This window comes from Massilia sp., from assembly GCF_046293535.1.
GTDB lineage: Bacteria > Pseudomonadota > Gammaproteobacteria > Burkholderiales > Burkholderiaceae_D > Telluria.
The window spans coordinates 30,317-53,454 of the sequence record NZ_JBKBOV010000029.1; the positions used below are offsets into that span (position 1 = coordinate 30,317).

At 67.5% G+C, this 23,138-nt stretch carries 21 protein-coding genes; 14 read left to right on the top strand and 7 right to left on the bottom strand.

The window, feature by feature from the left end; genetic code table 11:
• Nucleotides 1-19: 19 nt before the first annotated feature.
• The 4 genes from acnA to ACK4S9_RS15655 all read left to right on the top strand — a co-directional run bounded on the left by acnA (nt 20) and on the right by ACK4S9_RS15655 (nt 6,446).
• Nucleotides 20-2,728: an aconitate hydratase AcnA gene (acnA, locus tag ACK4S9_RS15640; protein WP_409727222.1), complete on the top strand. Its 2,709-nt coding sequence runs from the start codon at nt 20-22 to the stop codon at nt 2,726-2,728.
• A gap of 212 nt (nt 2,729-2,940) precedes the next feature.
• Complete coding sequence (locus ACK4S9_RS15645; RefSeq protein WP_409727224.1) at nt 2,941-4,077, top strand: ABC transporter substrate-binding protein; 1,137 nt, start codon at nt 2,941-2,943, stop codon at nt 4,075-4,077.
• On the top strand, nt 4,077-6,170 hold the full coding sequence (locus ACK4S9_RS15650) for an ATP-binding protein (RefSeq protein WP_409727227.1): 2,094 nt from the start codon (nt 4,077-4,079) through the stop codon (nt 6,168-6,170). The genes ACK4S9_RS15645 and ACK4S9_RS15650 overlap by 1 nt, the downstream gene beginning before the upstream one ends.
• A 129-nt stretch (nt 6,171-6,299) precedes the next feature.
• Nucleotides 6,300-6,446, top strand: a complete 147-nt coding sequence (locus ACK4S9_RS15655) for a lmo0937 family membrane protein (RefSeq protein ID WP_292044377.1) — start codon at nt 6,300-6,302, stop codon at nt 6,444-6,446.
• A gap of 54 nt (nt 6,447-6,500) precedes the next feature.
• On the opposite strand, the gene ACK4S9_RS15660 is transcribed toward ACK4S9_RS15655, so the two are convergent.
• Both ACK4S9_RS15660 and ACK4S9_RS15665 read right to left on the bottom strand, forming a co-directional pair.
• Nucleotides 6,501-7,184, bottom strand: coding sequence for a Fe2+-dependent dioxygenase (locus tag ACK4S9_RS15660; RefSeq protein WP_409727230.1), 684 nt, complete (start codon nt 7,182-7,184; stop codon nt 6,501-6,503).
• A gap of 93 nt (nt 7,185-7,277) precedes the next feature.
• A complete protein-coding gene (locus tag ACK4S9_RS15665; protein ID WP_409727233.1) occupies nt 7,278-9,614 on the bottom strand; it encodes a TonB-dependent receptor in 2,337 nt (778 codons plus the stop codon).
• Between the two features lie 233 nt (nt 9,615-9,847).
• Here ACK4S9_RS15665 and ACK4S9_RS15670 point away from each other — a divergent pair, with 233 nt between their 5' ends.
• Both ACK4S9_RS15670 and ACK4S9_RS15675 read left to right on the top strand, forming a co-directional pair.
• Nucleotides 9,848-11,101, top strand: coding sequence for a DUF2863 family protein (locus ACK4S9_RS15670; protein ID WP_409727236.1), 1,254 nt, complete (start codon nt 9,848-9,850; stop codon nt 11,099-11,101).
• 97 nt (nt 11,102-11,198) lie between these two features.
• Nucleotides 11,199-11,918 carry a prolyl oligopeptidase family serine peptidase gene (locus ACK4S9_RS15675; protein ID WP_409727239.1) on the top strand — a complete coding sequence of 240 codons (720 nt, stop codon included), beginning with the start codon at nt 11,199-11,201 and terminating at the stop codon, nt 11,916-11,918.
• Nucleotides 11,919-11,934: 16 nt separating this feature from the next.
• Here ACK4S9_RS15675 and ACK4S9_RS15680 read toward each other — a convergent pair whose 3' ends face one another.
• From ACK4S9_RS15680 to ACK4S9_RS15700, 5 genes are all read right to left on the bottom strand, one after another.
• Nucleotides 11,935-13,098: a serine hydrolase domain-containing protein gene (locus ACK4S9_RS15680; RefSeq protein ID WP_409727242.1), complete on the bottom strand. Its 1,164-nt coding sequence runs from the start codon at nt 13,096-13,098 to the stop codon at nt 11,935-11,937.
• A complete protein-coding gene (locus tag ACK4S9_RS15685; protein WP_409727245.1) occupies nt 13,095-13,568 on the bottom strand; it encodes a CYTH domain-containing protein in 474 nt (157 codons plus the stop codon). Before ACK4S9_RS15685 ends, ACK4S9_RS15680 begins: the two co-directional genes overlap by 4 nt.
• 4 nt (nt 13,569-13,572) lie before the next feature.
• Nucleotides 13,573-14,694 (bottom strand): M14-type cytosolic carboxypeptidase, encoded by a 1,122-nt coding sequence (locus tag ACK4S9_RS15690; RefSeq protein ID WP_409727247.1) that lies wholly within the window; start codon nt 14,692-14,694, stop codon nt 13,573-13,575.
• 129 nt (nt 14,695-14,823) lie between these two features.
• Nucleotides 14,824-15,189: a hypothetical protein gene (locus ACK4S9_RS15695; protein WP_409727250.1), complete on the bottom strand. Its 366-nt coding sequence runs from the start codon at nt 15,187-15,189 to the stop codon at nt 14,824-14,826.
• A 183-nt stretch (nt 15,190-15,372) separates the two neighbouring features.
• Complete coding sequence (locus ACK4S9_RS15700) at nt 15,373-15,684, bottom strand: KGG domain-containing protein (protein WP_036206582.1); 312 nt, start codon at nt 15,682-15,684, stop codon at nt 15,373-15,375.
• Between the two features lie 330 nt (nt 15,685-16,014).
• Between ACK4S9_RS15700 and ACK4S9_RS15705 the strand changes: the two genes are divergently transcribed.
• From ACK4S9_RS15705 to ACK4S9_RS15740, 8 genes are all read left to right on the top strand, one after another.
• On the top strand, nt 16,015-16,692 hold the full coding sequence (locus ACK4S9_RS15705; protein WP_409727253.1) for a hypothetical protein: 678 nt from the start codon (nt 16,015-16,017) through the stop codon (nt 16,690-16,692).
• A complete protein-coding gene (locus ACK4S9_RS15710) occupies nt 16,689-17,006 on the top strand; it encodes a hypothetical protein (protein ID WP_409727256.1) in 318 nt (105 codons plus the stop codon). The genes ACK4S9_RS15705 and ACK4S9_RS15710 overlap by 4 nt, the downstream gene beginning before the upstream one ends.
• A 233-nt stretch (nt 17,007-17,239) precedes the next feature.
• Complete coding sequence (locus tag ACK4S9_RS15715) at nt 17,240-18,238, top strand: glycosyltransferase family 2 protein (protein WP_409727259.1); 999 nt, start codon at nt 17,240-17,242, stop codon at nt 18,236-18,238.
• 7 nt (nt 18,239-18,245) lie between these two features.
• Nucleotides 18,246-19,217, top strand: a complete 972-nt coding sequence (locus tag ACK4S9_RS15720; RefSeq protein WP_409727261.1) for a glycosyltransferase — start codon at nt 18,246-18,248, stop codon at nt 19,215-19,217.
• Complete coding sequence (locus ACK4S9_RS15725; RefSeq protein ID WP_409727264.1) at nt 19,214-20,638, top strand: glycosyltransferase; 1,425 nt, start codon at nt 19,214-19,216, stop codon at nt 20,636-20,638. The genes ACK4S9_RS15720 and ACK4S9_RS15725 overlap by 4 nt, the downstream gene beginning before the upstream one ends.
• Nucleotides 20,635-21,381 (top strand): SDR family oxidoreductase, encoded by a 747-nt coding sequence (locus ACK4S9_RS15730; protein WP_409727267.1) that lies wholly within the window; start codon nt 20,635-20,637, stop codon nt 21,379-21,381. The genes ACK4S9_RS15725 and ACK4S9_RS15730 overlap by 4 nt, the downstream gene beginning before the upstream one ends.
• Nucleotides 21,378-21,941: a D-glycero-alpha-D-manno-heptose-1,7-bisphosphate 7-phosphatase gene (locus ACK4S9_RS15735; RefSeq protein WP_409727270.1), complete on the top strand. Its 564-nt coding sequence runs from the start codon at nt 21,378-21,380 to the stop codon at nt 21,939-21,941. The genes ACK4S9_RS15730 and ACK4S9_RS15735 overlap by 4 nt, the downstream gene beginning before the upstream one ends.
• On the top strand, nt 21,938-23,089 hold the full coding sequence (locus tag ACK4S9_RS15740; RefSeq protein WP_409727273.1) for a glycosyltransferase family 9 protein: 1,152 nt from the start codon (nt 21,938-21,940) through the stop codon (nt 23,087-23,089). Before ACK4S9_RS15735 ends, ACK4S9_RS15740 begins: the two co-directional genes overlap by 4 nt.
• Nucleotides 23,090-23,138: the final 49 nt, after the last annotated feature.

The following is a 23,138-nucleotide window of genomic DNA, read 5'->3' on the forward strand; positions in this document are numbered from 1 at the left end:
CCCCACTGAAGGAGAGATTATGTCTCGCAACACCCTGAACACACTGAAGGAATTCCCGGTCGGCGCCGGCCAGAACGGCCAGTACTACTCGCTGCCGGCGCTGGGCGAAGCCCTCGGTGTGAACCTGTCGCGCCTGCCGGTGTCGATCCGTATCGTCCTCGAGTCCGTCCTGCGTAACTGCGACGGCAAGAAGGTCACCGAAGAGCACATCAAGCAGCTGGCCAACTGGGGCCCGACCGCCGAGCGCACCGAAGAGATCCCCTTCGTCGTGGCCCGCGTCGTGCTGCAGGACTTCACCGGCGTGCCGCTGCTGGCCGACCTGGCCGCCATGCGCAACGTCGCCGCCAAGATGGGCGCCGATCCGAAGAAGATCGAGCCGCTGGTGCCGGTCGACCTGGTGGTCGACCACTCGGTCACCATCGACCACTTCCGCGAGCCGGGCGCGCTGGACCTGAACATGAAGCTGGAATTCCAGCGCAACAACGAGCGCTACCAGTTCATGAAGTGGGGCATGCAGGCATTCGACACCTTCGGCGTCGTGCCGCCGGGCTTCGGCATCGTCCACCAGGTCAACCTGGAGTACCTGGCGCGCGGCGTCATGAAGCAGGGCGAGGTGTTCTACCCTGACACCCTGGTGGGCACCGACTCGCACACCACCATGATCAACGGCGTCGGCGTGGTCGGCTGGGGCGTGGGCGGCATCGAAGCCGAGGCAGGCATGCTCGGCCAGCCGGTCTACTTCCTGACCCCGGACGTCATCGGCGTCAACCTGAAGGGCAAGCTGCGCGAAGGCTGCACTGCGACCGACCTGGTGCTGACCGTCACCGAAATGCTGCGCCGTGAAAAAGTTGTCGGCAAGTTCGTCGAGTTCTTCGGCGAAGGCACCCGCTCGCTGTCGACCACCGACCGCGCCACCATCGCCAACATGGCGCCGGAATACGGCGCGACCATGGGCTTCTTCCCGGTGGACGAAGCGACCGTCGACTACTTCCGCGGCACCGGCCGTACCGAAGAAGAACTGGCTGCCTTCGAGAACTACTACAAGGCCCAGGGCATGTTCGGCATCCCGCAGGAAGGCGAGATCGACTACACCCGCGTGCTGGAACTGGACCTGTCGACCGTGACCCCGTCGCTGGCCGGCCCGAAGCGCCCGCAGGACCGTATCGAACTGGGCAACGTGAAGAACACCTTCACCGAACTGTTCAGCAAGCCGACCACCCAGAACGGCTTCAACAAGTCGCCCGAGGAACTGTCGAAGGTCTACGAGACCACCAACGGCGTGCGCGTGAAGAACGGCGACGTCCTGATCGCCGCGATCACCTCGTGCACCAACACCTCGAACCCGAGCGTGCTGCTGGCCGCCGGCCTGCTGGCCAAGAAGGCGGTCGAGCGCGGCCTGACCGTGGCGCCGCACATCAAGTCCTCGCTGGCTCCTGGCTCGCGCGTGGTCACCGAGTACCTGACCGCCGCCGGCCTGCTGCCCTACCTGGAGAAACTGGGCTTCGGCGTCACCGCCTACGGCTGCACCACCTGCATCGGCAACGCCGGCGACCTGACCCCGGAACTGAACGCCGCGATCATCGAGAACGACATCGTCGCCTCGGCCGTCCTGTCGGGCAACCGTAACTTCGAAGCGCGTATCCACCCGAACATCCGTTCGAACTTCCTGGCCTCGCCGCCGCTGGTCGTCGCCTACGCGATCGCCGGCAACATGACCCGCGATCTGATGAGCGAGCCGGTCGGCAAGGACACCAACGGTGTCGACGTCTACCTGGGCGACATCTGGCCGTCGTCGCAGGAAGTGGGCGAACTGATGCGCTTCGCGATGAACTCGGAAGTCTTCAAGAAGAACTACGCCGACGTCAAGGGCAACCCGGGCGAACTGTGGGAGCGTGTGTCCTCGACCGAGGGCCAGGTCTACAACTGGCCTGAATCGACCTACATCGCCGAGCCGCCGTTCTTCGCCGACTTCGAGATGACCCCGAAGGCAGCCGCCACCGGCATCTCGGGCGCGCGCGCCCTGGGCGTGTTCGGCGACTCGATCACCACCGACCACATCTCCCCGGCCGGTTCGATCAAGGAAGACGGCCCGGCAGGCAAGTGGCTGAAGGAACATAATGTCCTGAAGGCGGACTTCAACTCCTACGGCTCGCGCCGCGGCAACCACGAGATCATGATGCGCGGCACCTTCGCCAACGTGCGCATCAAGAACAAGATGATCCCCCCGAAGGCGGACGGTTCGGCGGTCGAAGGCGGCATCACCATCCACCAGCCGTCGGGCGAACAGCTGTCGATCTACGACGCGGCCATGAAGTACATCGCCGAAGGCACCCCGACCATGATCTTCGGCGGCGAAGAGTACGGCACCGGCTCGTCGCGCGACTGGGCCGCCAAGGGCACCCAGCTGCTGGGCGTGAAGGCCGTGATCTGCCGTTCGTTCGAGCGCATCCACCGCTCGAACCTGGTGGGCATGGGCGTGCTGCCGCTGCAGTTCATCGGCAACGACAGCGTTGAAAGCCTGGGCATCACCGGCAAGGAAACCTACGACCTGAAGGGCCTGGAAGGCGAGATCAAGCCACAACAACTGGCCACCCTGGTGATCCACCGTGAAAACGGCGAATCGCAGGAAGTGCAAGTGCTGCTGCGTATCGACACCCCGATCGAAGTCGACTACTACAAGCATGGCGGCATCCTGCCGTTCGTGCTGCGCCAGCTGCTGGCTGCGTAAATGGAAGGGCCCGCGCGAGCGGGCTGCTGACACACAAAAGGCTGGAGCCCGCACGGGTTCCGGCCTTTTGTTCATTTGGGGCGCTTCAGGTTTACAATGCTGACCTGAACTTTTTTCGCGTCACTATGCTCAATCCAAAGGTTTTCCGCTCGAGCAAGGCTTGCTCAGGCAAGCTTGCCGCTGCCTTCCTCGCGCTCTTGTGCCTTCTGGGCTTGCTCGCCGTCCCCGCGGGCGCGCAGCCGCAGCCCGTGCGCGTCGGCCTCGATGCCGAATTCGGGCTGGACAACAGCACCTCGGCCCAGGCCGTCGAACTGGGCATGCGCACCGCCATCGCCGAGATCAACCGCGCCGGCGGCGTGCTGAAAGGCCGGCCGATCGAGCTGGTCACCAAGGATCACCGCTCGATCCCGGCCCGCGGCATCCGCAATATCGAGGAATTCGCCCGCATGCCCGAGCTGGTTGCCGTGTTCGGCGGCCGCTTCAGTCCCGTCGTCATCGAAGAGCTGCCGACCCTGAAAGCGACCAGGACCCTGTTCATGGCGACCTGGTCCTCGGCCGACGCCATCATCGACAACGGCATGCGGCCCAATTACGTGTACCGCCTGTCGCTGCGCGACAGCCTGGCCATGCCCAAGCTGCTGCAGACGGCGCGCAAGCGCGGCTTGCCGAAGGTCGGGCTGCTGCTGACCAACACCTCTTGGGGGCGCAGCAACCTGGCTGCGGCCGAAAAGTTTGCCGACTCAAACAAGGACATCACGATCGTGCAGACCGCCTGGTACAACTGGCGCGACCAGACCCTGGTGGCCAAGTACAATGCGCTGCGCAGCGCCGGCGCCCAGGTGATCGTGCTGGTCGCCAACGACGACGAAGCGGCCGTGCTGGTGCGCGAAGTGGCTGCGCTGCCCAAGGCCGAGCGCGTGCCGATCCTGAGCCACTGGGGCGTCACCGGCGGCGAATTCGTGCGCCAGGCAGGACCTGCGCTGAACCAGGTGGACTTTTCCGTCATCCAGACCTTTTCCTTCTTCCGGGCCGACCCGACCCAGCTCGAGCGCTTCATGCGCAACCTGGCCACCGTCTCGAAGCTGCGCCGCATCGAGGACATCCAGGGGCCGGTGGGCGTGGCCCACGCCTACGACCTGATGCACATCCTGGCCAAGGCGATCGACCTGGCCGGCAGCACCGACCGGAAGGCCGTGCGCGACGCCCTGGAAAGGCTGCGCACCCATCGCGGCCTGGTCAAGACCTACGCCCCGCCGTTTACCCCGACGCGCCATGAGGCGCTGGGCGCGCGCGAACTCCTGATCGCACGCTACCGTGCCGACGGCGTGATCGTGCCGACCGACGACTGATGATGGCGCCGTGGTCGACCTCCCGCACTGCGAGCCTGACGCAGCGTTTCGCCCTCGCCTCGGCGATCCTGGCCGGCGCCGCCGTGCTGCTGGTGGCGGCAGCCTCGTTCTGGCTGGTCAACCGCCAGCATGATGCGGCGCTTGCGCTGCTGCAGCAGCGCGAAGCGGCATTCAACGCACGCAGCGTCGGCAATGCCCTCACGACCCTGGTCACGCGCATGGGCGAAGTGGCGGACAGTCCGATCCTGGCGACCGGCCTGGTCGACAGCGCAGGGAAGGAAACCTATCTTGCCCCCTTCCTCGGCGGCCTGCGCCAGATCGCCGGCATTCCGGTCCAGGTCCTGTTCACCGACTTCGAAGGCAAGGCGGTGGCCGGCAACGGCCTCGAGCGCTTCGACGAAGAACAGCTGGCCTGGCTGCGCGAGCGCATCGATCGCGGCCTGGACCAGGCGGCCATCTTCGCGCGGCCGCAGGGCGCGGAGCTGGTCGGCGTCAGCCTGCTGCGCTATTCGCGCACCAATACACCCGAGGGCGCCCTGGTCTACAAGCTCAGGATCCAGGACCTGCACCCCGGCCCCTCGTCGACCCTGACGTGGCAGGGCCAGGCCGCGGCGCCGCGGGCGGAGCACATCCGGGAGGTGCCGGTGGCGGTGCCGGCCCAGCTTGCGCACCTGGGCCTGAAGCTGCGCGTGGATACGTCCGGGCTCGACGATGTCCTCGAGGAGCCCTCGTCCCAGTACGACCTGATCGGCGGGATCGCCGCGCTGATCGCGCTCGGGGTGTTCCTGCTCGGCTCGCGCCTGTCGCTCGGCCTGACCCAGGACCTGCGCAAGCTCGAACGCTTCGCCGGCAGGTTCGGCGAAGAAGGCATCACCGAGCACCGCGCCGAACTGGCCGGCAGCAGCGAAACGGTCACCCTCGCCCGCTCGATCAACCAGATGCTCGACCGCCTCCAGGAGCAGCAGGCGCACCTGCAGAGGGAGCACCGCCGCAAGGACGAGTTCCTGGCCATGCTGGCGCACGAACTGCGCAATCCGCTGGCGCCGATCAGCAGCGCCGCCCAGCTGCTGCGCATGCTGTTCGCCAACGAGCCCCGTGTCAAACAGGCGAGCGAAGTCATTTCGCGCCAGGTGACCCACATGACCCACCTGGTCGACGACCTGCTGGACGTGTCGCGCGTCACGCGCGGCCTGGCCACGATCGACAAGACCGAGGTGGAACTCGGCGACGTGCTGCGCGAAGCGGTCGAGCAGGTCATGCCCGTGATCGAAGCCCGCGGGCACCGCCTGGCGCTGGACGGGCCGGACCGCCCCCTGCTGGTCAGCGGCGACCGCACCCGCCTGATCCAGGTGGCGGCCAACCTGCTGAGCAACGCGGCCAAGTACACGCCCGACGGCGGCAACTTGCGCGTCGCGCTGTGCGCGCACGCGGAGAGCGCGCTGCTGGAGGTGCAGGACAACGGGATCGGCATTGGTCCGGACCTGTTGCCCGTCGTGTTCGACCTGTTCACCCAGGGGCAGCGCACGCCGGACCGCGCCCAGGGCGGGCTGGGCCTGGGCCTGGCGTTGGTGAAGAAGCTGGTCGAGCTGCACGGCGGCACGGTCGACGCCCGCAGCGGCGGCGCCGACCAGGGCAGCACCTTCAGCGTGCGCCTGCCGCTGCTGGCGCACGCCGATGGCGCAACCAGCGCGAGCGCCACCGCCATTGCGGCGGGCTCGGCCGCCGGGCAGGCCCGCCGCATCCTGGTGGTGGACGACAACGTCGATGCCGCCAACACCCTCGCCCTGCTGCTCCAGAGCGCCGGACACGTGGTCACGACCGAGCATTCGGCACAGGCGGGGCTGGCGGCGGCCGTGCGCGAGGACTTCGACGTCATCCTGCTCGATATCGGCTTGCCGGACATGAGCGGGCATGAGCTGGCCGGCGCGTTGAAGCAGCAGCCGCGCAGCGCCGGCGCCCTGTTCGTCGCCGTCAGCGGCTACGGCCAGGAACAGGATCGGCGGATGTCGCTGGAGGCCGGCTTCGCGGCCCACCTGGTCAAGCCCGTGGTGGCGGAAGAACTGCTCGCGACCATCGCGGGCTGGCGCGATTGAGAAGAAATTTATTGAAACAAGCGTTCTGTACGTCCACGCACCGAGGAAGCGGGCGACCAGGAGGATGATGGCTTATCGGGAAAGCAGACAGCACGCGGGTCTGCACCCTCATTCCACAAGGAGGCCAACATGCTCTATACCATTGCAATCATCCTTCTCGTTCTGTGGGTGCTCGGCATGGTTACTTCGGTAGCCGGCGGACTGGTTCACCTGCTTCTCGTCGCCGCCGCCGTCGTCATCCTGATTCGCCTGTTCACCGGCAGAAAAGTACTTTGACGAACGACGTCATGCAATGACAACAGCCGGAATCCCCAGGGATTCCGGCCATCCCTACATCTCCGCCCACATCCTGAGCAGGTTGTGATAATGCCCGGTGATCCCCACGATGGCCTCGGTCTCGCCGTGCGCCGCCCGTAACTGCTGGATGTTGGTGTCCAGCTCGAAGAGCATGGCCCGCCTGCCGTCGTCGCGCACCATGCTCTGGGTCCAGAGGAAGGACGCCACCCGTTCGCCGCGCGTCACCGGCAGCACCTGGTGCACGCTCCCCGCCGGATACACGATCGCATCCCCGGCGGGCAGCTTCACTTCATGCGTGCCGTAGGCATCGACCACCACCAGCTCGCCGCCCTCGTAATCGTCCGGATCGCTCAAGAAAACAGTGGTCGACACGTCCGCCCTCAACGGCGGCAAGCCGCCGCGCTGGGGCCGGATCGCCCCGTCCACGTGCAGGCCGTAGTGCTCGCCCCCGCCATAGGCGTTGAAGTAAGGCGCCAGGATCCGCAAAGGCAGCACGTTTGAAAAGAACAGCGCGTTGTTCATGAGCGCCTGGCTCACCACCTGCCCCAGTTCCAGCGCCAAGGGCGAGCCTTCCTTGAGCTGGCGGTTGCGCTTGACCTGGGCGCCCTGCGAGCCGACGCTCTCGCGCCCGTCCACCCATTCGGGCGCCCCTTGCAGGCGGGCGCGGATGGCGGCGACCTGTTCGCGCCCGAGCACGCCGGGGATGTGCAGCATCATGGTTCGAATCCTCGTCAAAAGAAAAAAGCCCTCCCGATCATATCAGGAGGGCGAAGTCCGGTTGCCCGGCGGGGGTGGTGTTACTCTGCGGTGTCAGAACTTGAGGTTGGCCGTCAGGCTGGCCGAGCGGCCCGGGCCCACGCCGGCGTAGTGCGGCGACGAGACGCGGTCGAAGTACAGCTTGTCCGTCAGGTTCTGGATGTTCAGCTGGAAGGACACGTTCGGGTTCAGCACGTAGGTCGCCATCGCGTCGAAGCGGGTGTACGAAGGCGAGTATTTGGTGTTGTTCACGTTGGCGAACTGGCGGTCCACGAAGTTGGCGCCGCCGCCGATCGTCAATGCCCGGCTCACCGCGTAGGTGGTCCACAGCGAGGCGCTGTGTTTCGGCGTGGTCGGGAAGGCGTTGCCGTTGAACGGCGACGGGGTCCAGACCGGGCGCTGCGCGGTGCCGGTGTTGGCGTAGCCGTTGTCGGCGATGATGCCGTCCAGGTAGGTGTAGCCGCCGAACACGGTCCAGGCGTTGGTGATGCGGCCCGACAGGCCGAGTTCGACGCCCTTCATCTCCTTGCGGCCGACGTTCTGGCTGGTGCCGTCCGGCGCGGTGACGCGGGAATTGTCCATGTCGTTCTTGAACACCGCGGCGCTGAGCGACAGGCGCCCGCCCGGCAGCACTTCCCACTTGGTGCCCAGTTCGATGCTGCGGCTGGTCTGCGGCTGCAGGTTCTGCACCGCCACGCTCAGGGCATCCAGGCCGTCGCCGCCGTCGTTGCCCGGCGGGGTGGCCGAGGTCGCCCACGACAGGTAGATGCTGCCGTTCGCCTTCGGCTTGTACACCAGGCCGGCCTGGTAGGTGTCGAAGCTCGACTCGACGCGGGCACGGGTGGCCGCGCCGCCGGCCGTGGCCGGCGAGGTGTGCAGGGAGCTCGAGAAGTCGTCCCAGCGCGCGCCCAGGTTGAGCAGCCACTGCGGGCTGAACTCGATGGTGTCGAAGCCGTACACGGCGCGGGTGCGGGTCACGACGTCGGTCCTGGCCGGCGACACGCTGCGGGTATACACCCACGGGTCGTAGGGATTCGGGTTGACCAGGGTGGTGCAGTTGTACAGGGTGGCGGCGCCGGCGCTCGGGCAGGTGAAGGTACCGGTCAGCGGATTGTTGGTGCCCGGCGTGAACACGTAGGTGCCGCGCTCGGTGTCCTCGCGCGAGAACTCGACGCCGACGTTGAAGCTGTGCTTGATTCCGGCGGTGGCGAAGTTGCCGGTCAGGCTGGTGGCGTTGGCCAGGGTCCGGGTATCGACCAGGCGGGTGTTGGCGCGGCGCCAGACGTTGCCGTACACGACGGTGTTGCCTTTCGAATCGTCCGGCTGCGTGTAGACGTAATCCTGGCCGGTCTTGCCCCAGCGGCTGACGTTGCGGATGGCCAGGTTCGGGCTGAACGCGTGGCGCAGGTCGACGGTGGCGACGTCGGTCTCGGTATCACGGAAATCGCGGTTCTTGAGGCCGTAGAAGGCGTCGCGGTCCACCGTGAACGGGGTGCCGCCGCCGTTGCGCGCCGTGTTGGGGCCGCTGGTGACCGGGTTGTTGAACGGGATGCCGGAATCCGGGATCTCGTTGCTTTCCATATGGTAGTAGCTCAGGATCGCACGGGTCGGACCGTTCAGGCCAAAGGTGACGGTCGGCGCGATGCCCCAGCGTTCCGTGTTCACGACGTCGCGGCCGGGAACGTCGTTGGCGTGCACCATCGCGTTCAGGCGGAAGGCCGTGTTCTCATTGATGACGCGGTTGATGTCGGCGGTGGCGCGGCCGTACTTGTCGGTGCCGAGGCCCACGGTGGCATTGCTGAAGTTGCTGTCCTTGGCGGTCTTGGTGACGATGTTGATGCCGCCGCCGGCCGAGGAGCGGCCGCCCAGCGCCGAGTTCGGGCCCTTGACCACTTCGACCTGCTCGATCGCGAAGATCTCGCGCGACTGCGAGCCGGAATCGCGCACGCCGTCGATGTAGGTGTCGGTCTGGGCGTTGTAGCCGCGGATGAACAGGTTGTCGCCCACCGGGTTGCCGCCTTCGGAAGCGCCGATGGTAATGCCCGGCACGGTGCGCAGCGCATCGGTGAGCGACACGGCGCCGGTCTGCGCGATGGTTTCCGAGGTCACGACCGTGACCGACTTCGGGGTGTCGAGCAGGGGCGCGGTGAACTTGTCCGAGCTCGATTTTGCCGGGCCCTGCACGGCGCGGTCGGCGCCGGCGTTCACGACCACCTTGGGCAGGCTGGCGCCCTCGGCCAGTTCCGGCGCCTCTTCCCTGCCCGCGGCCTGGGCCAGCGGCATGGCCAGGGTGGCCAATACCGCGATGGCGGAGGCCGACCTGAGGGGAGTGGAAGGACGGGAGTGTTTCTTGCTCTTGATGAAGGTGCTGCTTGCCTGAGGAGTGATCATGGTCGTTTTATTCTTGGATGAAAGTAAGGCGCGGGGCCTGAAGCAAACGCTAATGAGAACGATTCGCATTATCCTTTCTATTTAAACGTTTTGCAAGCGCCACGTCTTTACTTTCGCCTTCGCTTCCCAAGGAGCCCTCGTGTTCATGGCATATGGCCGAATCAACTACAATACCGGGGATATGGGTTTATCATGACCTTGACCATTATTTGAAAAGAGAGACCCCTAGCGCCATGCGTCGTCCTTCCAAAGATTCAACCCCCAAACTCTCCGCCGAAAGCCAGCGTCTCGTCAGCATTGCGCAAGCCATCATGCAGGCCGCCAGCCGCGTTGAAGAACGGACCTGGGAGCACCAACTGGACACGCAACTGCAGAAGCTGCTCAAGACCAACCACCAGGACAGCATCGATGCCGCGCTGAACGCCCTGTTCAAGGACGATCTCGCCTCGTACGACGTGCTGATGGATGCGGTCGAGGCCGTGAGCGAATCGGCCACCATGGTCGAGCAGCAGGACGGCCGCGACGTCACCTGGCAGGCCCTGCTGGTGGCCGCGCCGGTGCTCGCCTGGACCCGCTTCTCCATCGCCTCGGGCAATATCCCAGCCGAGATGCTGGCCACCCTGCAGGCGCACTTCTCGGCCCACCTGCTGGCCGAGGGCACCCGTATCTCGATGGCGCCCACGCTGTACTCGATCGACCAGTTGCCGCGCACCCACGCCGAGACCTATGCGCTGACGCACAAGCTGGCCGCCAGCGCCCACAAGGGCGGCACGATCAAGCCGGCCGCGCGCGCGGAAGAAACCGCGCCCTTCCTGGCCGACACCCGCTACCTGCTGGTGGCGATCGTCGCGCCGCAGGGCGCGCCGATGTTCCGCTGGCAGGAGCCGCAGCACCACATCGGCTTTGCCGAGGAGCGCAACCGCGCGCTGGAACAATGGCGCGCCCAGGGCACGGCCAACATCGCGCGCCTGCTGCCGGGCTGCGGCGTCGAACTGCTGCTGCCGGAAGCCTACTACGTGGCTTGCCGCGAGGCCGACAAGCTGATCCGCCCGATCTCGATCCGCGCCGCCGTCCACTACCTGACCCACACCCTGGGCGTGGAAGCCTCGGACCTGCGCGCCGTGATCGCCGGCTTCGGCGAGGAATCGAGCGACATCCAGATCGACGAATACCGCGTCTCCTTCACCATGCGCCAGGACAGCGACGTCATGTACGGCATCGTGTGGCCGCTGTACGGCCAGGAAGACGAGAACGGCACGCCGATGGAAGGCCCGTTCGCCACCGGCCCTGCCCCCTTGACCCCCATCAACGAGATCGTGGCCCACCTGAACGAGGCCGGCATCGCCCACGTCAAGCGCATCAACGAACGCTACGTCGCCGAATACTGCGACGACTGCGGCGGCCCGCTGTTCGCCGACCCGGCGGGCGAGCTGGTGCATGCCGAGATGCCGGAAGATACGCCGCCGGGGAGCGAGCACTTCCACTGAGCCCGGTTTGAGGTTTCTCGTAGGGAGGGAGGGTCTTCCCGCCCACCCTACATCCAGCACCCTGCTGCTGAACAATTACCATACGGAGACTCCCTCGATGCCGCGCCCCGCCGTCCGCCTCGCCCTCGCCACCCTCGCCCTCTGCACCGCCAGCCTCGCCCTCGCCGCACCGGCCAAATCCCCGCAGCAGCCGCGCAGCACCAGCATCAAGACCAAGTTCGACTACCTGACATTCCTGCCGAAGTCCTACTCGAGCAAGGGCGACAAAGTTCCCCTGATCGTCTTCCTGCACGGCTCCGGCGAACGCGGCGCCGACCTGAACAAGGTAAAAGCCTGGGGACCGCCCGCCATCGTCGAGAAGGACCCCGACTTTCCCTTCATGGTGGTCTCGCCCCAGGTGGCGGAGGGCGAGTGGTGGGATTCCTGGCGGCTGAAATCCATGCTCGACGACGTGCTCAAGCGTTACAACGTCGATCCGAAGCGGGTCTACCTGACCGGCATCAGCATGGGCGGCTACGGCGCCTGGGACTTCGCGTCGCGCTATCCGGACTACTTCGCCGCGGTCGCCCCGATCTGCGGCGGCGGCATCCCACGCCTGGCCGGGCGGCTGAAGGACGTTCCGGTGTGGGCCTTTCATGGCCTGAAGGACGAGGCGGTGCCGGAGCAGGAGTCGGCCCGCATGGTGGAGGCGCTCAAGGCGCAGGGAGGCAATGTGAAGTACACGGTGCTGCCGGAAGCCGGCCACATCGAGGCATGGGTGCATGCCTACGGCGAGGCCGGGCTGTTCGAGTGGTTCGCGCAGCAGCGCCGCCTGTAGGAATCAGCGCCAGAAATCAGCGTGGCAGGCTGGCGATGACCTTGCTGGCGAATTCGGCAGCGTTGCCGGCGTGCCAGCGCCATACGATCACCAGCTCGTGGTCGGGCGACACGAGCACGGTGTTGCTGCCCGCGCCCAGCGCGGCATAGGCGTTGGCGGGCAGGCCCGGCAGGTTCTTGCCCTTGGTGTTGAGCCACCACAGGTAGCCGTAGTCCGGACCATGCGCGCTGGGCGTGAGCGCTTCCTTGACGTAGTCCGCCGGCAGCACCCGCTTGCCGTTCCACTGCCCGCCGCGCAGCCACAGGTAGCCGAAGCGCGCCATGTCCCAGGAATCGATCCACATGCCGCCGCCCCAGCGCGTGCCGCCGCTGACGGAGGGGACCTGCTTGCCGTTCAGCTCCACATAGCTGTTATGGTAAGGAACCCACTTCCAGCGGTTCGAGGCGCCGATCGGGTCCATCACCTGCTGCTTGAACACCTGCGGCACCGGCCCGTCGAACACGCGCAGCAGCGACAAGGCGAATCGGTTGATGCGCACGTCGTTGTACTCGTAGAAACTGCCCGGGGCCTGCAGGGCGCGCGGCTTGCGCTCGCCGGCCCCGAAGGCGTCCTTGCCGATGAAGTCGGCGTTCTTGCCCCACAGGCTGCCCTCCCACTCGGTTTCCTGCTGCAGGTGCTGCTTCCAGGTGACTTGCGCATTGCGGCCCGAGGCATAGCCGCCGTCGGTCACGCGCTTGCCTACCGGCTCGTCGAGCGCGATGCGGCCGTCGCGCACGGCCACGCCGGCAACCGTGGCCAGCATGCTCTTGGCCACCGAATAGGTCGGGTCGACGAAATGCGTATCGCCGAATTCGGCCACCACGTAACCCTTGTAGATCACCAGCCCGTTGGTGCGGGCGCGCTCGGTCGGCATCGAGCCCAGGCGGGCCCCGAAAGTGGCTTCCTGGTCCGAGAAATCGAGGGCGCGGGTGGTCTCGCGCGCCTGCGCGAACTGCACCGCGGCGGCCAGGGCCTGCGCGTCGATGCCCAGTTCGGCGGGCGACTTGCGGGCCCACTCGCCGGCCGGCGGAAAGTATGTGCCGGTGCCGGAAGTGCCTGCGGTGGCGGCGCAGCCGGCGAGCAGCGGCAGCAGCGCGGCCAGGCTAAGCGCCAGCACGCCGCGGCGTGAAACGTGCGTCATGAATTGGTCCAGTGAGAGTAGGGAAAACGGATCAGGCTGGAGTTGTAGTAGCGCTTGTCGCCGCTGACCTCCTGGCCGATCCAGTCGGGTTTGTCGAACACGGTGTCTTCCGAGGGCAGTTCGATCTCGGCTACCACCAGGCCGGCGTTCTCGCCCAGGAATTCGTCGACTTCCCAGGTGAAGCCGGCGTGTTCGATGCGGCGACGGTATTTTTCGACCAGCGGACGCTCGCACAGGGTGTCGAGCAGCTCTTGCGCCTCGAGCAGGGGAATCGGATATTCCCACTCGCCGCGGCTGACGCCCGTGCCCTTGCTCTTGATGGTGAGCACGCCTGTCCCGCCCTCGATGCGCACGCGCACCGTGCGCATCGGGTCGGAGCACAGGTAGCCCTGGCGCAGCAGCACCGGCTCGCCCAGCGAGCGCCAGGCGTCGCCGGTGAGCAGGAACTTGCGCTCGATTTCGACGCCCATGTCTTCAGTCCAGCGTCTGCAGGATCGGCGTCAGGATCGCCGCACCGAGCGCCGCGCTGCGCGCACCGTTCCAACCGGTGTGCGGGTCGGGCAGGTTGGCGTTGTCCTTGAAGGGCATTTCCAGGGTCAGCGACAGGCACTTGAAGGTATGGCCGATGTACTTCGAGGCCAGGGTCAGCAGTTCTTCGTTGTACTTGCTGGCCGCATAGCCATACACGTTCTGGAAGTCCGGACTGGCCGCCATGTAGCGTTCGATGAAGGCGTTCTGGGTCGCCAGGCGCTCCGGGGTGAAGTCGGCCAGCATTTCGCTGCCCGCCACGAAGTTGTACGGCAGCGCTTCGTCGCCGTGGATGTCGAAGAACATGTCGACGCCGGTCTCGTGGATCTTGTTCTTCACGCACAGCACTTCCGGGCTGCGCTCCAGCGATGGCGTCATCCATTCGCGGTTGAGGTTGGCGCCGGCCGCATTGGTGCGCAGGTTGCCGCGCACCGAGCCGTCCGGGTTCATGTTCGGCACGATGTAGAACACGGCGCGCTCCAGGAGCTTGCGCGAGACCGGATTGGCGTTGTCCAGCAGCGCATCCATCATGCCTTCCACGAACCACTCGGCCATGGTCTCGCCCGGGTGCTGGCGCGCGATCACCCAGATCTTCTTTTCGGCCTGCGGGTTGCCGATCACGACCAGGTTCATGTCGCGGCCGTCGATCGTGGTGCCGATGTCGTGCACGCGCGCGACCGGGTTCTCCGCCACCTCACCCAGCAGGCGCAGGTGGCGCTCCCAGGTGTAGGGCTCGAAGTAGGCGTAGTAGATGCTGTCGAGTTCGGGCGTGTGGTTGACCGTCATCACCTGGCCGTCGAAACTCGTTGGAACGCGGAACCAGTTCTCGGTGTCGTAGCTGGCGGCGACCTGGTAGTCCTCGAAGCCTTTCGGGTAGGTCGCCTGGCCGGCGTTCAGGAAACGGATCGTGCAGGCCTGGCCGCGCGCGCCCTGCAGGCGGAAGTGGAACCACTGGTGGATGTCGGCGTGCGAGTCCGCACGCAGGTTCAGGTCGATCGCCTTGGGGCCGTCGGCGCGCACGACCTCGATGGCGCCGGAGTCGAAGGCCTGGCTGATTTTGATGGGCATGGCAATCCTTCTTTGTCGGTTCGGGAGAAGCGCATCATACTGCAGAGCGATGCGCCGCATGCGGCATCCGGACCGGGACCGGCATTGCCCCGCCCTGCCCGGCTACGCCGGCGTACCGTCCTGGCGCGATTACTGCGCGTCGAGGTCGATCAGGTCTTTGCTGTACATCAGCATGATCTGGCGCATCAGCTCGACGTTGCTGCGGTCCAGCACCACGGTCAGGTCTTCCTTGGCGTTCGAGGCGAAGTTCATGCGCAGGGCGCCGGGCAGCTCCTTGCACTGCACGAACTCGGCGCGCGGGGTATAGGGATGGTCCCAATCCTGCTGGGTCACCGGCGCGCAGGGCGGCGGCGGCGCCAGGTTCGGGTCACGATTGACCGGCAGGTGCTTGAGCAGCCAGAACACGATGGATGCCGGCACGTAGAGCTGGACGTCGGCGGCGCCCTTGCAGGCAAACTTGACCAGCAACAGGTTGCCGACGCGATCGCAGGACATGGCCATGCTCTTGACTTGACGAATTACCGCAGGTTTCACGACGATATTCCTAGGGAAAAGGTTGAAAAAGGCGCAGCGATTCTACCGCATCCCATGGTCGTGTCCAAAAACAAAACGGGGAGCTCGCGCTCCCCGTGTCGGTTCCGCCACTGGCTCCTGCCTTGCAGGAGCCATGACGATCGCTTACTCCTTCGAGCCGCGGCCGCCGCCCTGCGAGTTGCGGCCACCCTTGGCGGAGGCTGCACGCGACGGGCCACCCGAGCCGGCGTTGGCCGACTGGCGGTTGCCGTGGCTCATGCTGCCGGCGCGGCGGGCTTCTTCCGAAGTGAATTCGTGCGCCGTGCCCTTGGCGTGGGCGGCCTTGCCGCCCTGGCTGGCGATTTCACGCTGGCGGGCCGGATCCATCGAAGCGAAACCGCGGTTGCGGGTGCCGCTGCTCTGGCTGTTGCCGCCCTGATTGCTGCCTTGCTTGTTACCTTGATTGCTTGAGGCCATGATGATCTTCTCCCTTGTACGCTTTATGAACCGCCGCGTCCTGCGGCAGGCTGTCGCCGGTCAAGCTCGAAGCCCGATGAGTGACCGGCGAAATCATCTTAGGTAGCACTGATGAATGCTGGTATAGGACGCTTTCAGATGACTTTGTAGGACTTCACGCGACAGAAAATGCATTAATGAAAATGTACTTCCAGTCGTCAACAAACCCTTCAGTATCCGTCCTACACAGGTCCCCTACCCCTTCCTATACTGTATTGGCGTGAATGCGCGCATCATTGCGCTATCAGGACGGCGTGCATGCGCCGCAGCGACACAGCGAAAGGAGTCGATATGGACGCGAACCAACGTAGCGAAGTCAACAACCAGACCAACAACGGCGCCAACGAAAAATGGACGCCCGGCTCCAAGGGCAATACCACGTCCGGCCCGATGGACCATACCTATCCGAAGGGTCCGGGCCAGCAGGGCACGATTCGCGGCGAGAACGAAATGCATCCCAACCAGGACCCCGCGCGCATGGACCGGCAGGAAGTGGCCGCCGAAGACGGCGGCCGGGCCGACTACGAGACCACCCTGCCCCATGCCGTCCCGGACGACCTGCCGGGCGGGTCGATGCAAAGCCAGCAGACCGGCGGTTCCGGCCCGCAGCAAGGCATCACCGACAGCCACCAGCGCCAGATGGAACAGCGATCCAGCGCCTGGGGCCTGCTGGAGCAGCCGGTGGGCCACCGCGACAAGCATTCCGGCACCGACCTGCGCGCCCACCCTGCCAACCAGCAGGGCCACAGCCAGGACGCGCATGCGATGAATCCGCATGATGCGAACCAGCCGGAACTGCAGGGCGGCTCGCTCGGACGCCACCACGGCGTGGCGCCCGGCACCTACCAGTCCCAGGGCACGAGCGCCGAGACCGGCTACGGCAACCGGCAAAGCGCGGCCGGCACCGGCGAAGGCACCGGCATGGCGATCGGCCCGCATCCCGTGAACCAGCAAAGGAGCAAGGAATGAACCAGCAAGACGACCAGAACCGGCAATCGAGCACCGACCGCAACGGTTCGCAAACCGGTCCCGCGGGCAGCGAAGGCAAGGCCGAGCCGCACAAGTCGAACGACGTGACCGGCGGCCTGCCGCGCAGCCCCGGCAACAGCGGCCCGCGCAGCGAGGACCAGGGCTGGAAGCCGGGCCAGAGCGTGAAGGCGGAAGAGAACCCGGTGCACGAGTCGAACGACGTGGCCGGCGGGCTGCCCAAGAGCCCGGCCGGCGCGAACCGCCTGGCGGGCGACCGCAAGATGGACGACGATACGGGCTTCTCGCGCCAGTAAGCCTGGCCGGATGCGTACTGCGGGGCGGCCACGCCGCCCCGTCTCCACTCCCTTTCCTGCGCGCCTTGCCACGCCTTCGGCCTGATCCGGGCCGAACCTTGACACAGCTCCAAACCAGCCCGGACTGACGGAACCCATCCGTTCCCGCCCGACTCCAACCGCACTCAACACGTTCCGTTGTCCGCATGTCGCGGTAGCGGCGCACGTGTATCGAGCGTACGCGGAGACGAATCATGTCAGCAAGCACGGATGACGCAACGATCGTGGTTTCGGTGGTGGTGCCCGCCTGTGGCCGCATGGACCTGCTCGACCGCTGCCTGGACGCACTGATGCGCCAGCAGTTCGATCCGCACCAGGTCGAAATCATCGTCGTCGACGATGAGCCCAACCACAATACCCTGCACCTGGTCGCCGGCTGGCGCACCCGCACGCTCGAGCGCGGCCCGCGCCTGTCCTACGTCGCCAACCCCGGGCCGCCCGGCCCCGCCTCGGCCCGCAACCGCGGCTGGCGCGCCGCGCGCGCCCCCATCGTTGCCTTCACGACCGACGATGCGGTGCCGGAACCGTGCTGGCTGGCCGAGGGCCTGGCCGCCTTCCGCGCCGACGCCGAGGTGGTCTGCGGACGCATCCAGACGCCGGTGCCGGCCCGTCCCACCGAATACCAGCGCAGCGCCCACGGCCACGAGGCCGCCGACTTCACCAGCGCCAGCTGCTTCTTCCGCAAGACCGCGCTGGAGCGGCTCGACGGCTTCGACGAGCGCTTCAGCGTGCCGCGCGGCAGCGACGCCGACATGTATTTCCGCCTGCTGGAACACGGCGTGACCATCGTGCGGGCGCCGCGCGCCCTCGTGGTCTACCCGGTCCGCCCCGCGCCCTGGGGCGCGAGCCTGCTGCAGATCCGCCATGCGGTGTTCGATGCCCTGCTCTACAAGAAGCATCCCGCCCTGTACCGCCAGAAAGTCGAGGCGCGCCCGCGCTGGGACCACTACGCGATCGTCGGCGTGCTGCTGCTCGCCCTGGCCGCACTGCTCGCCGGCCTGCCGGTGCTGGCCGCCCTGGCCTTCGTCGGCTGGCTGCTGCTCACCGGCCGCCTGTGCGCGCACCGGCTGCGCGGGGTCGCGCACACGCCGGCGCACGTGGCCGACATCGTCGTCACCTCGGCGCTACTGCCGCCGCTGGCCGTGTTCTGGCGCCTGGCCGGCGCGGTGCGCTACCGCGTCCGTTTCGCCTGAGGCCGCCATGCGCAGACTGAAGGTCCTTACCTGGCATACCCACGGCAGCTACCTGCACTACCTGTCGCACGCGCCGCACGACTTCCACGTCTTGTCCAAGCCCGGCTGCCCGCCCGGATACGGCGGGTGCTGCGGCAGCATGCCCTGGCGCGACAACGTCCACGATCTCCCCGTCGAGCACGCGCGCCACCACGCATTCGACTGCATCCTGTTCCAGGACGACCATCAGTGGGAGAAAGACCAGTACGAGTACCTGACGCCGGCACAGCGGGCGCTGCCGCGCATCTACCTGGAACACGATCCGCCCCTGGGCCACCCCACCGACACGCGCCATCCGGTCGACGATCCCGGCGTGCTGCTGGTGCACGTCACCCCCTTCAACGCCCTGATGTGGGACAGCGGCCGCACGCCCGTGCGCTTGACCGCGCCGGGCGTGCCGGCCGCGCCGGATGCGCGCTACAGCGGCGAACTGGCGCGCGGCCTGGTGGTCACCAACCACCTGGCGCGGCGCGGCCGGCGCATGGGGCCCGACCTGTTCCTCCAGGCCCGCCAGACGCTGCCGCTCGACCTGGTCGGCATGGCCGCGGAGGAACTCGGCGGGCTGGGCGAAATCGAGCACGCCCGGTTGCCCGCCTTCATGGCGCGCTACCGCTTCCTGTTCAGCCCGATCCGCTATTCGAGCCTGGGACTGAACCTCATCGAGGCCATGATGGCCGGGCTCCCGGTAGTTGGCTTCGCCACCGCCGAAATGGCCACCGTGATCGAGAACGGCGTGTCCGGCTACACCGCCACCGAACTGCGGCCGCTGCTCGGGCACATGCAGGCCCTGCTCGACGATCCGGGGCTGGCCCGCCACCTCGGCGAAGGCGCCCGCCGTACCGCACGCGACCGCTTTTCGATCGGCCGCTTCAGCAGCGACTGGGATGCCGCGCTGCGCCACGTCACCGGCCTGGGCCCGGCCCGGCAGGAGCAAGCATGAAACTCGACGAGATCCAGGCCGCGGCGAACGTGGCAGCAGTGGCGGCGGCACAAGCGGCGCAGGCGGCACAGGCGGCCGACACCGTGGCGCCGGCGGACCCACACCCGCTTCCCCCGCCGCCCCTGGCCGCGGGGAGCGCCGGCGCACGCCGCCGCATCGCCATCATCAGCGAGCACGCCTCTCCGCTGGCCGCCCCCGGCAGCATCGACTGTGGCGGCCAGAACGTCTACGTGGCCCAGCTGGCGCGCGAACTGGCGCGCGCCGGGCACCTGGTCGACGTGTTCACGCGTCGCGACGCCCCGGAGCAGCGCCAGGTCGCGCACTGGCATGACAACATCCGCGTCATCCACGTCCCGGCCGGGCCGCCGCGCTACGTCCCCAAGGAACAGATGCTGCCGCACGTCGACGCCTTCGCGCGCTACGTCACCCGCTTCGCACGGCGCCAGCCGGCCGCCTACGACATCGCGCACGCCAACTTCTTCATGTCGGGCATGGTCGCCCAGCACCTGAAGGCCGCCCTCGGACTGCCCTTCGTCATCACCTTCCATGCGCTGGGACGGGTGCGCCGCCTCGCGCAGGGCACGGCCGACACCTTCCCGACCGAACGCATGCGCATCGAGGCCGCGCTGATGCGCGCGGCCGACCGCGTCATCGCCGAGTGCCCGCAAGACCGCCACGACATGGAGCGGCTCTACGGCGCCCCGCTCTCGCGCATCGCCATCACGCCCTGTGGCTTCGCGCCCGACGAACTGTGGCCGGTGCCGATGCCCGAAGCCCGCGCCCGCCTGGGGCTGGACGCGGGCCGCTTCATCGTGCTCCAGCTGGGGCGCATGGTGCCGCGCAAGGGTGTCGACACCGTCATCCAGGGAGTGGCCATGCTGCGCCACCGCTACGGCGTCGATGCGCAACTGCTGGTGGTGGGCGGCGATATCGGCGGCCACGGCGGCGACGGCCTCGAACTGGCGCGCCTGCGCAGTGTCGCGGCCGACCTCGGCATCGCGGCGCACGTGCGCTTCACCGGCCAGCAGCCGCGTGCCGTGCTGCGCGACTACTACAGCGCCGCCAACGTCTTCGCCAGCACACCGTGGTACGAACCCTTCGGCATCACGCCGGTCGAGGCGATGGCCTGCGCGCGCCCCGTGATCGGCGCCGAAGTCGGCGGCATCAAGAGCACGGTCAACGACAGCGTGACCGGTTTCCTGATCCCCTCGCGCGACCCGGCCGCGCTGGCCGAGCGCCTGGCGCGCCTGCACCGCCATCCCGAGCTGGCGCGCGCCATGGGCGAAGCCGGGCGCCGCCGCGCCTGCGAGCACTACACCTGGCGCCACGTCGCCGCCCAGCTGGCCGCCATCTATGCCGACGTGCTGGACACCGCCCAGGCCGCGGCCTATCCCAACCACATCACCCTGAGGAGCCCATGAGCACCACGACGCAGCAGCATTCTTCCCTGCACGGCAAGGTCGTACTGGTTACCGGCGCCGCCAGCGGCCTGGGCGCCGCCCTCGCACGCCGGCTGGCGGCCTCCGGCGCCAGCATCTTCGGGGTCGACCGCCAGGCCGCGCGCCTTGCCGACAACATGGCGCAGCTGCGCGAACAGGGCGTGCAGGCGCACGCGCTGGGCGTCGACATCGCCGACCCCAGCGTGGCGCAGCGCGTGGTGGAGCATGCCGTCGACGTGCTGGGCCGGCTCGACATCCTGGTCAACAATGCCGGCACCGACGTCACCCTGCCGATCGCCGAACTGGCGGACCAGGACTGGCTGCGCGTGGTGGGCACCAACCTGACGGCGCCCTTCCTGCTGTCCAAGTACGCGGCCGGAGCGATGCGCCGCCATGGCGGCGGCCACATCGTCAACATCGCCTCCACCGCCGCCAAGCGGGCCTGGCCCAATGCCAGCGCCTACCACGCGAGCAAGTGGGGCCTGCTGGGCCTGTCGCATGCGCTGCATGCCGAACTGCGGCCGGAGAACATCCGTGTCACCGCCGTGATCGCCGGCGGCATGCGCACGCCCTTCCTGCTCGAGCGCTTCCCCGACCTCGACGCCGACAGCCTGCAAGACCCGGCCGACGTCGCCGACGCCATCCATTCCGTGCTGGTGCTGCCGCCCACCACGGTCGTCGCCGAACTCACCGTCCTGCCGCTGCGCGAAACGTCCTGGCCATGAAAGCGATCTTCCTCGACAAGGACGGCACCCTGGTCGACGACCTGCCCTACAACGTCGAGCCGCGCCGGATCCGGCTAGTGAGCGGCGCCGGCCCCGCGCTGCGGCTGCTGGCCCGGCTCGACTACCGCTTCTTCATCGTCACCAACCAGTCCGGCATCGCGCACGGCTGTTTCGGCGAAGACGCCATGGGGCCGGTCGCCGACCGCCTGGCCGACCTGCTGTTCCGCGAAAACCTGACGCTCGACGGCTTTTATTATTGCCCCCATCACCCGCTCGGCACGGTCGGCACCTACGCCATGGTATGCGCCTGCCGCAAGCCGTCGCCGGGCATGCTGATCAAGGCGGCCCACGAGCACGACATCAACCTGCGCGAGTCCTGGATGATCGGCGACATCCTGCACGACGTCGAAGCCGGCAACCGCGCCGGCTGCCGCACGCTCCTGATCGACAACGGCAACGAGACCGAGTGGCGGCTCGGCCCGCGCCGCGTTCCCACCCGGATGGCGCCGGACCTGTATGCGGCGGCCGTGCTGATCGCCTCGCACGAGGAACCGCGATGAGGCCGGCGTACGAAGCGGCACCCATCGGCCTCCGGCCGCCGCAGCCCTGGCAGGCCGCGCGGCGCATCCTGTGCGTCCGCCTCGATTCGCTCGGCGACGTGCTCATGTGCACGCCGGCGATCCGGGCCCTGCGCGAATCCCTGCCGGGCTGCCACCTGACGCTGCTCAGCTCCCCTTCGGGCGCGGCGGCGGCGCCCCACATTCCCGAGCTCGACGCCGCGCTGGCCTATCGCGCCCCCTGGATGAAGCACGCCGAACCGGCGAGCGCGCAAGCGCTGCAGGAATACGCCGCGCGGCTCGCGGCCGGACGCTTCGACGCCGCCGTCATCTTTACTTCGTATTCGCAGAGCCCACTGCCCGCCGCGATGCTGTGCCAGCTGGCGGACATTCCCTTGCGCCTGGCCTCCTGCCGCGAGAATCCCTATCAACTGCTCAGCCATTGGGTGCCCGAGCGCGAGCGCGAGCGCGCCAGCCGCCACGAAGTGCAGCGCCAGCTCGACCTGGTCGCCGATGTCGGCTGCGCGACCTCCGACACGGCGCTGTCCTTTGCCGTCCCGGCGGCCGACGCCGCACGCGTGCATGGCATGCTCGAAGAACACGGGGTCGATCCGGAGGCGCCCTACCTGGTGCTGCATGCGGGAGCCAGCGCCGCCTCGCGCCGCTATCCCGTGCGCCACTGGCTGGTCCTGATCGGCATGCTGCGCCGGCGCTTCGGCTACAAAATCATCCTCACGGGCGAGCTCGGCGACGCGGATGCGCTGCGCCCGCTCGCCGAGGGCTGGAGAAGTCCCGCGCATTCCCTGATCGGCAAGCTCGGGCTGGGAGAACTGGGCGCGCTGATCCGTGGGTCACAGCTGCTCATCACCGGCAACACCGGGCCAGCCCACATTGCGGCGGCCGTCGGCACGCCGCTGGTCGACCTGTACGCCCTGACGAATCCCCAGCACACCCCATGGCGCGTGGCGCACCGCCTGCTGTTCCACGACGTCAGCTGCCGCAACTGCCTGCGCAGCAGCTGCCCGCAAGGCCACCATGCCTGCCTCGACTCCCTGGCACCGGGCACGGTGCTCGAGGCCGCCGCCGAGCTGCTGGCAGCGGCCCCGAACAGGCCGGCGCGAACCGGGGATGCGGCCCTTGCCTTCGTCTAGCAAGGCCGTATTGACGCCAGCCAGATGCGAAAGCGCAAAAAACCGGGCG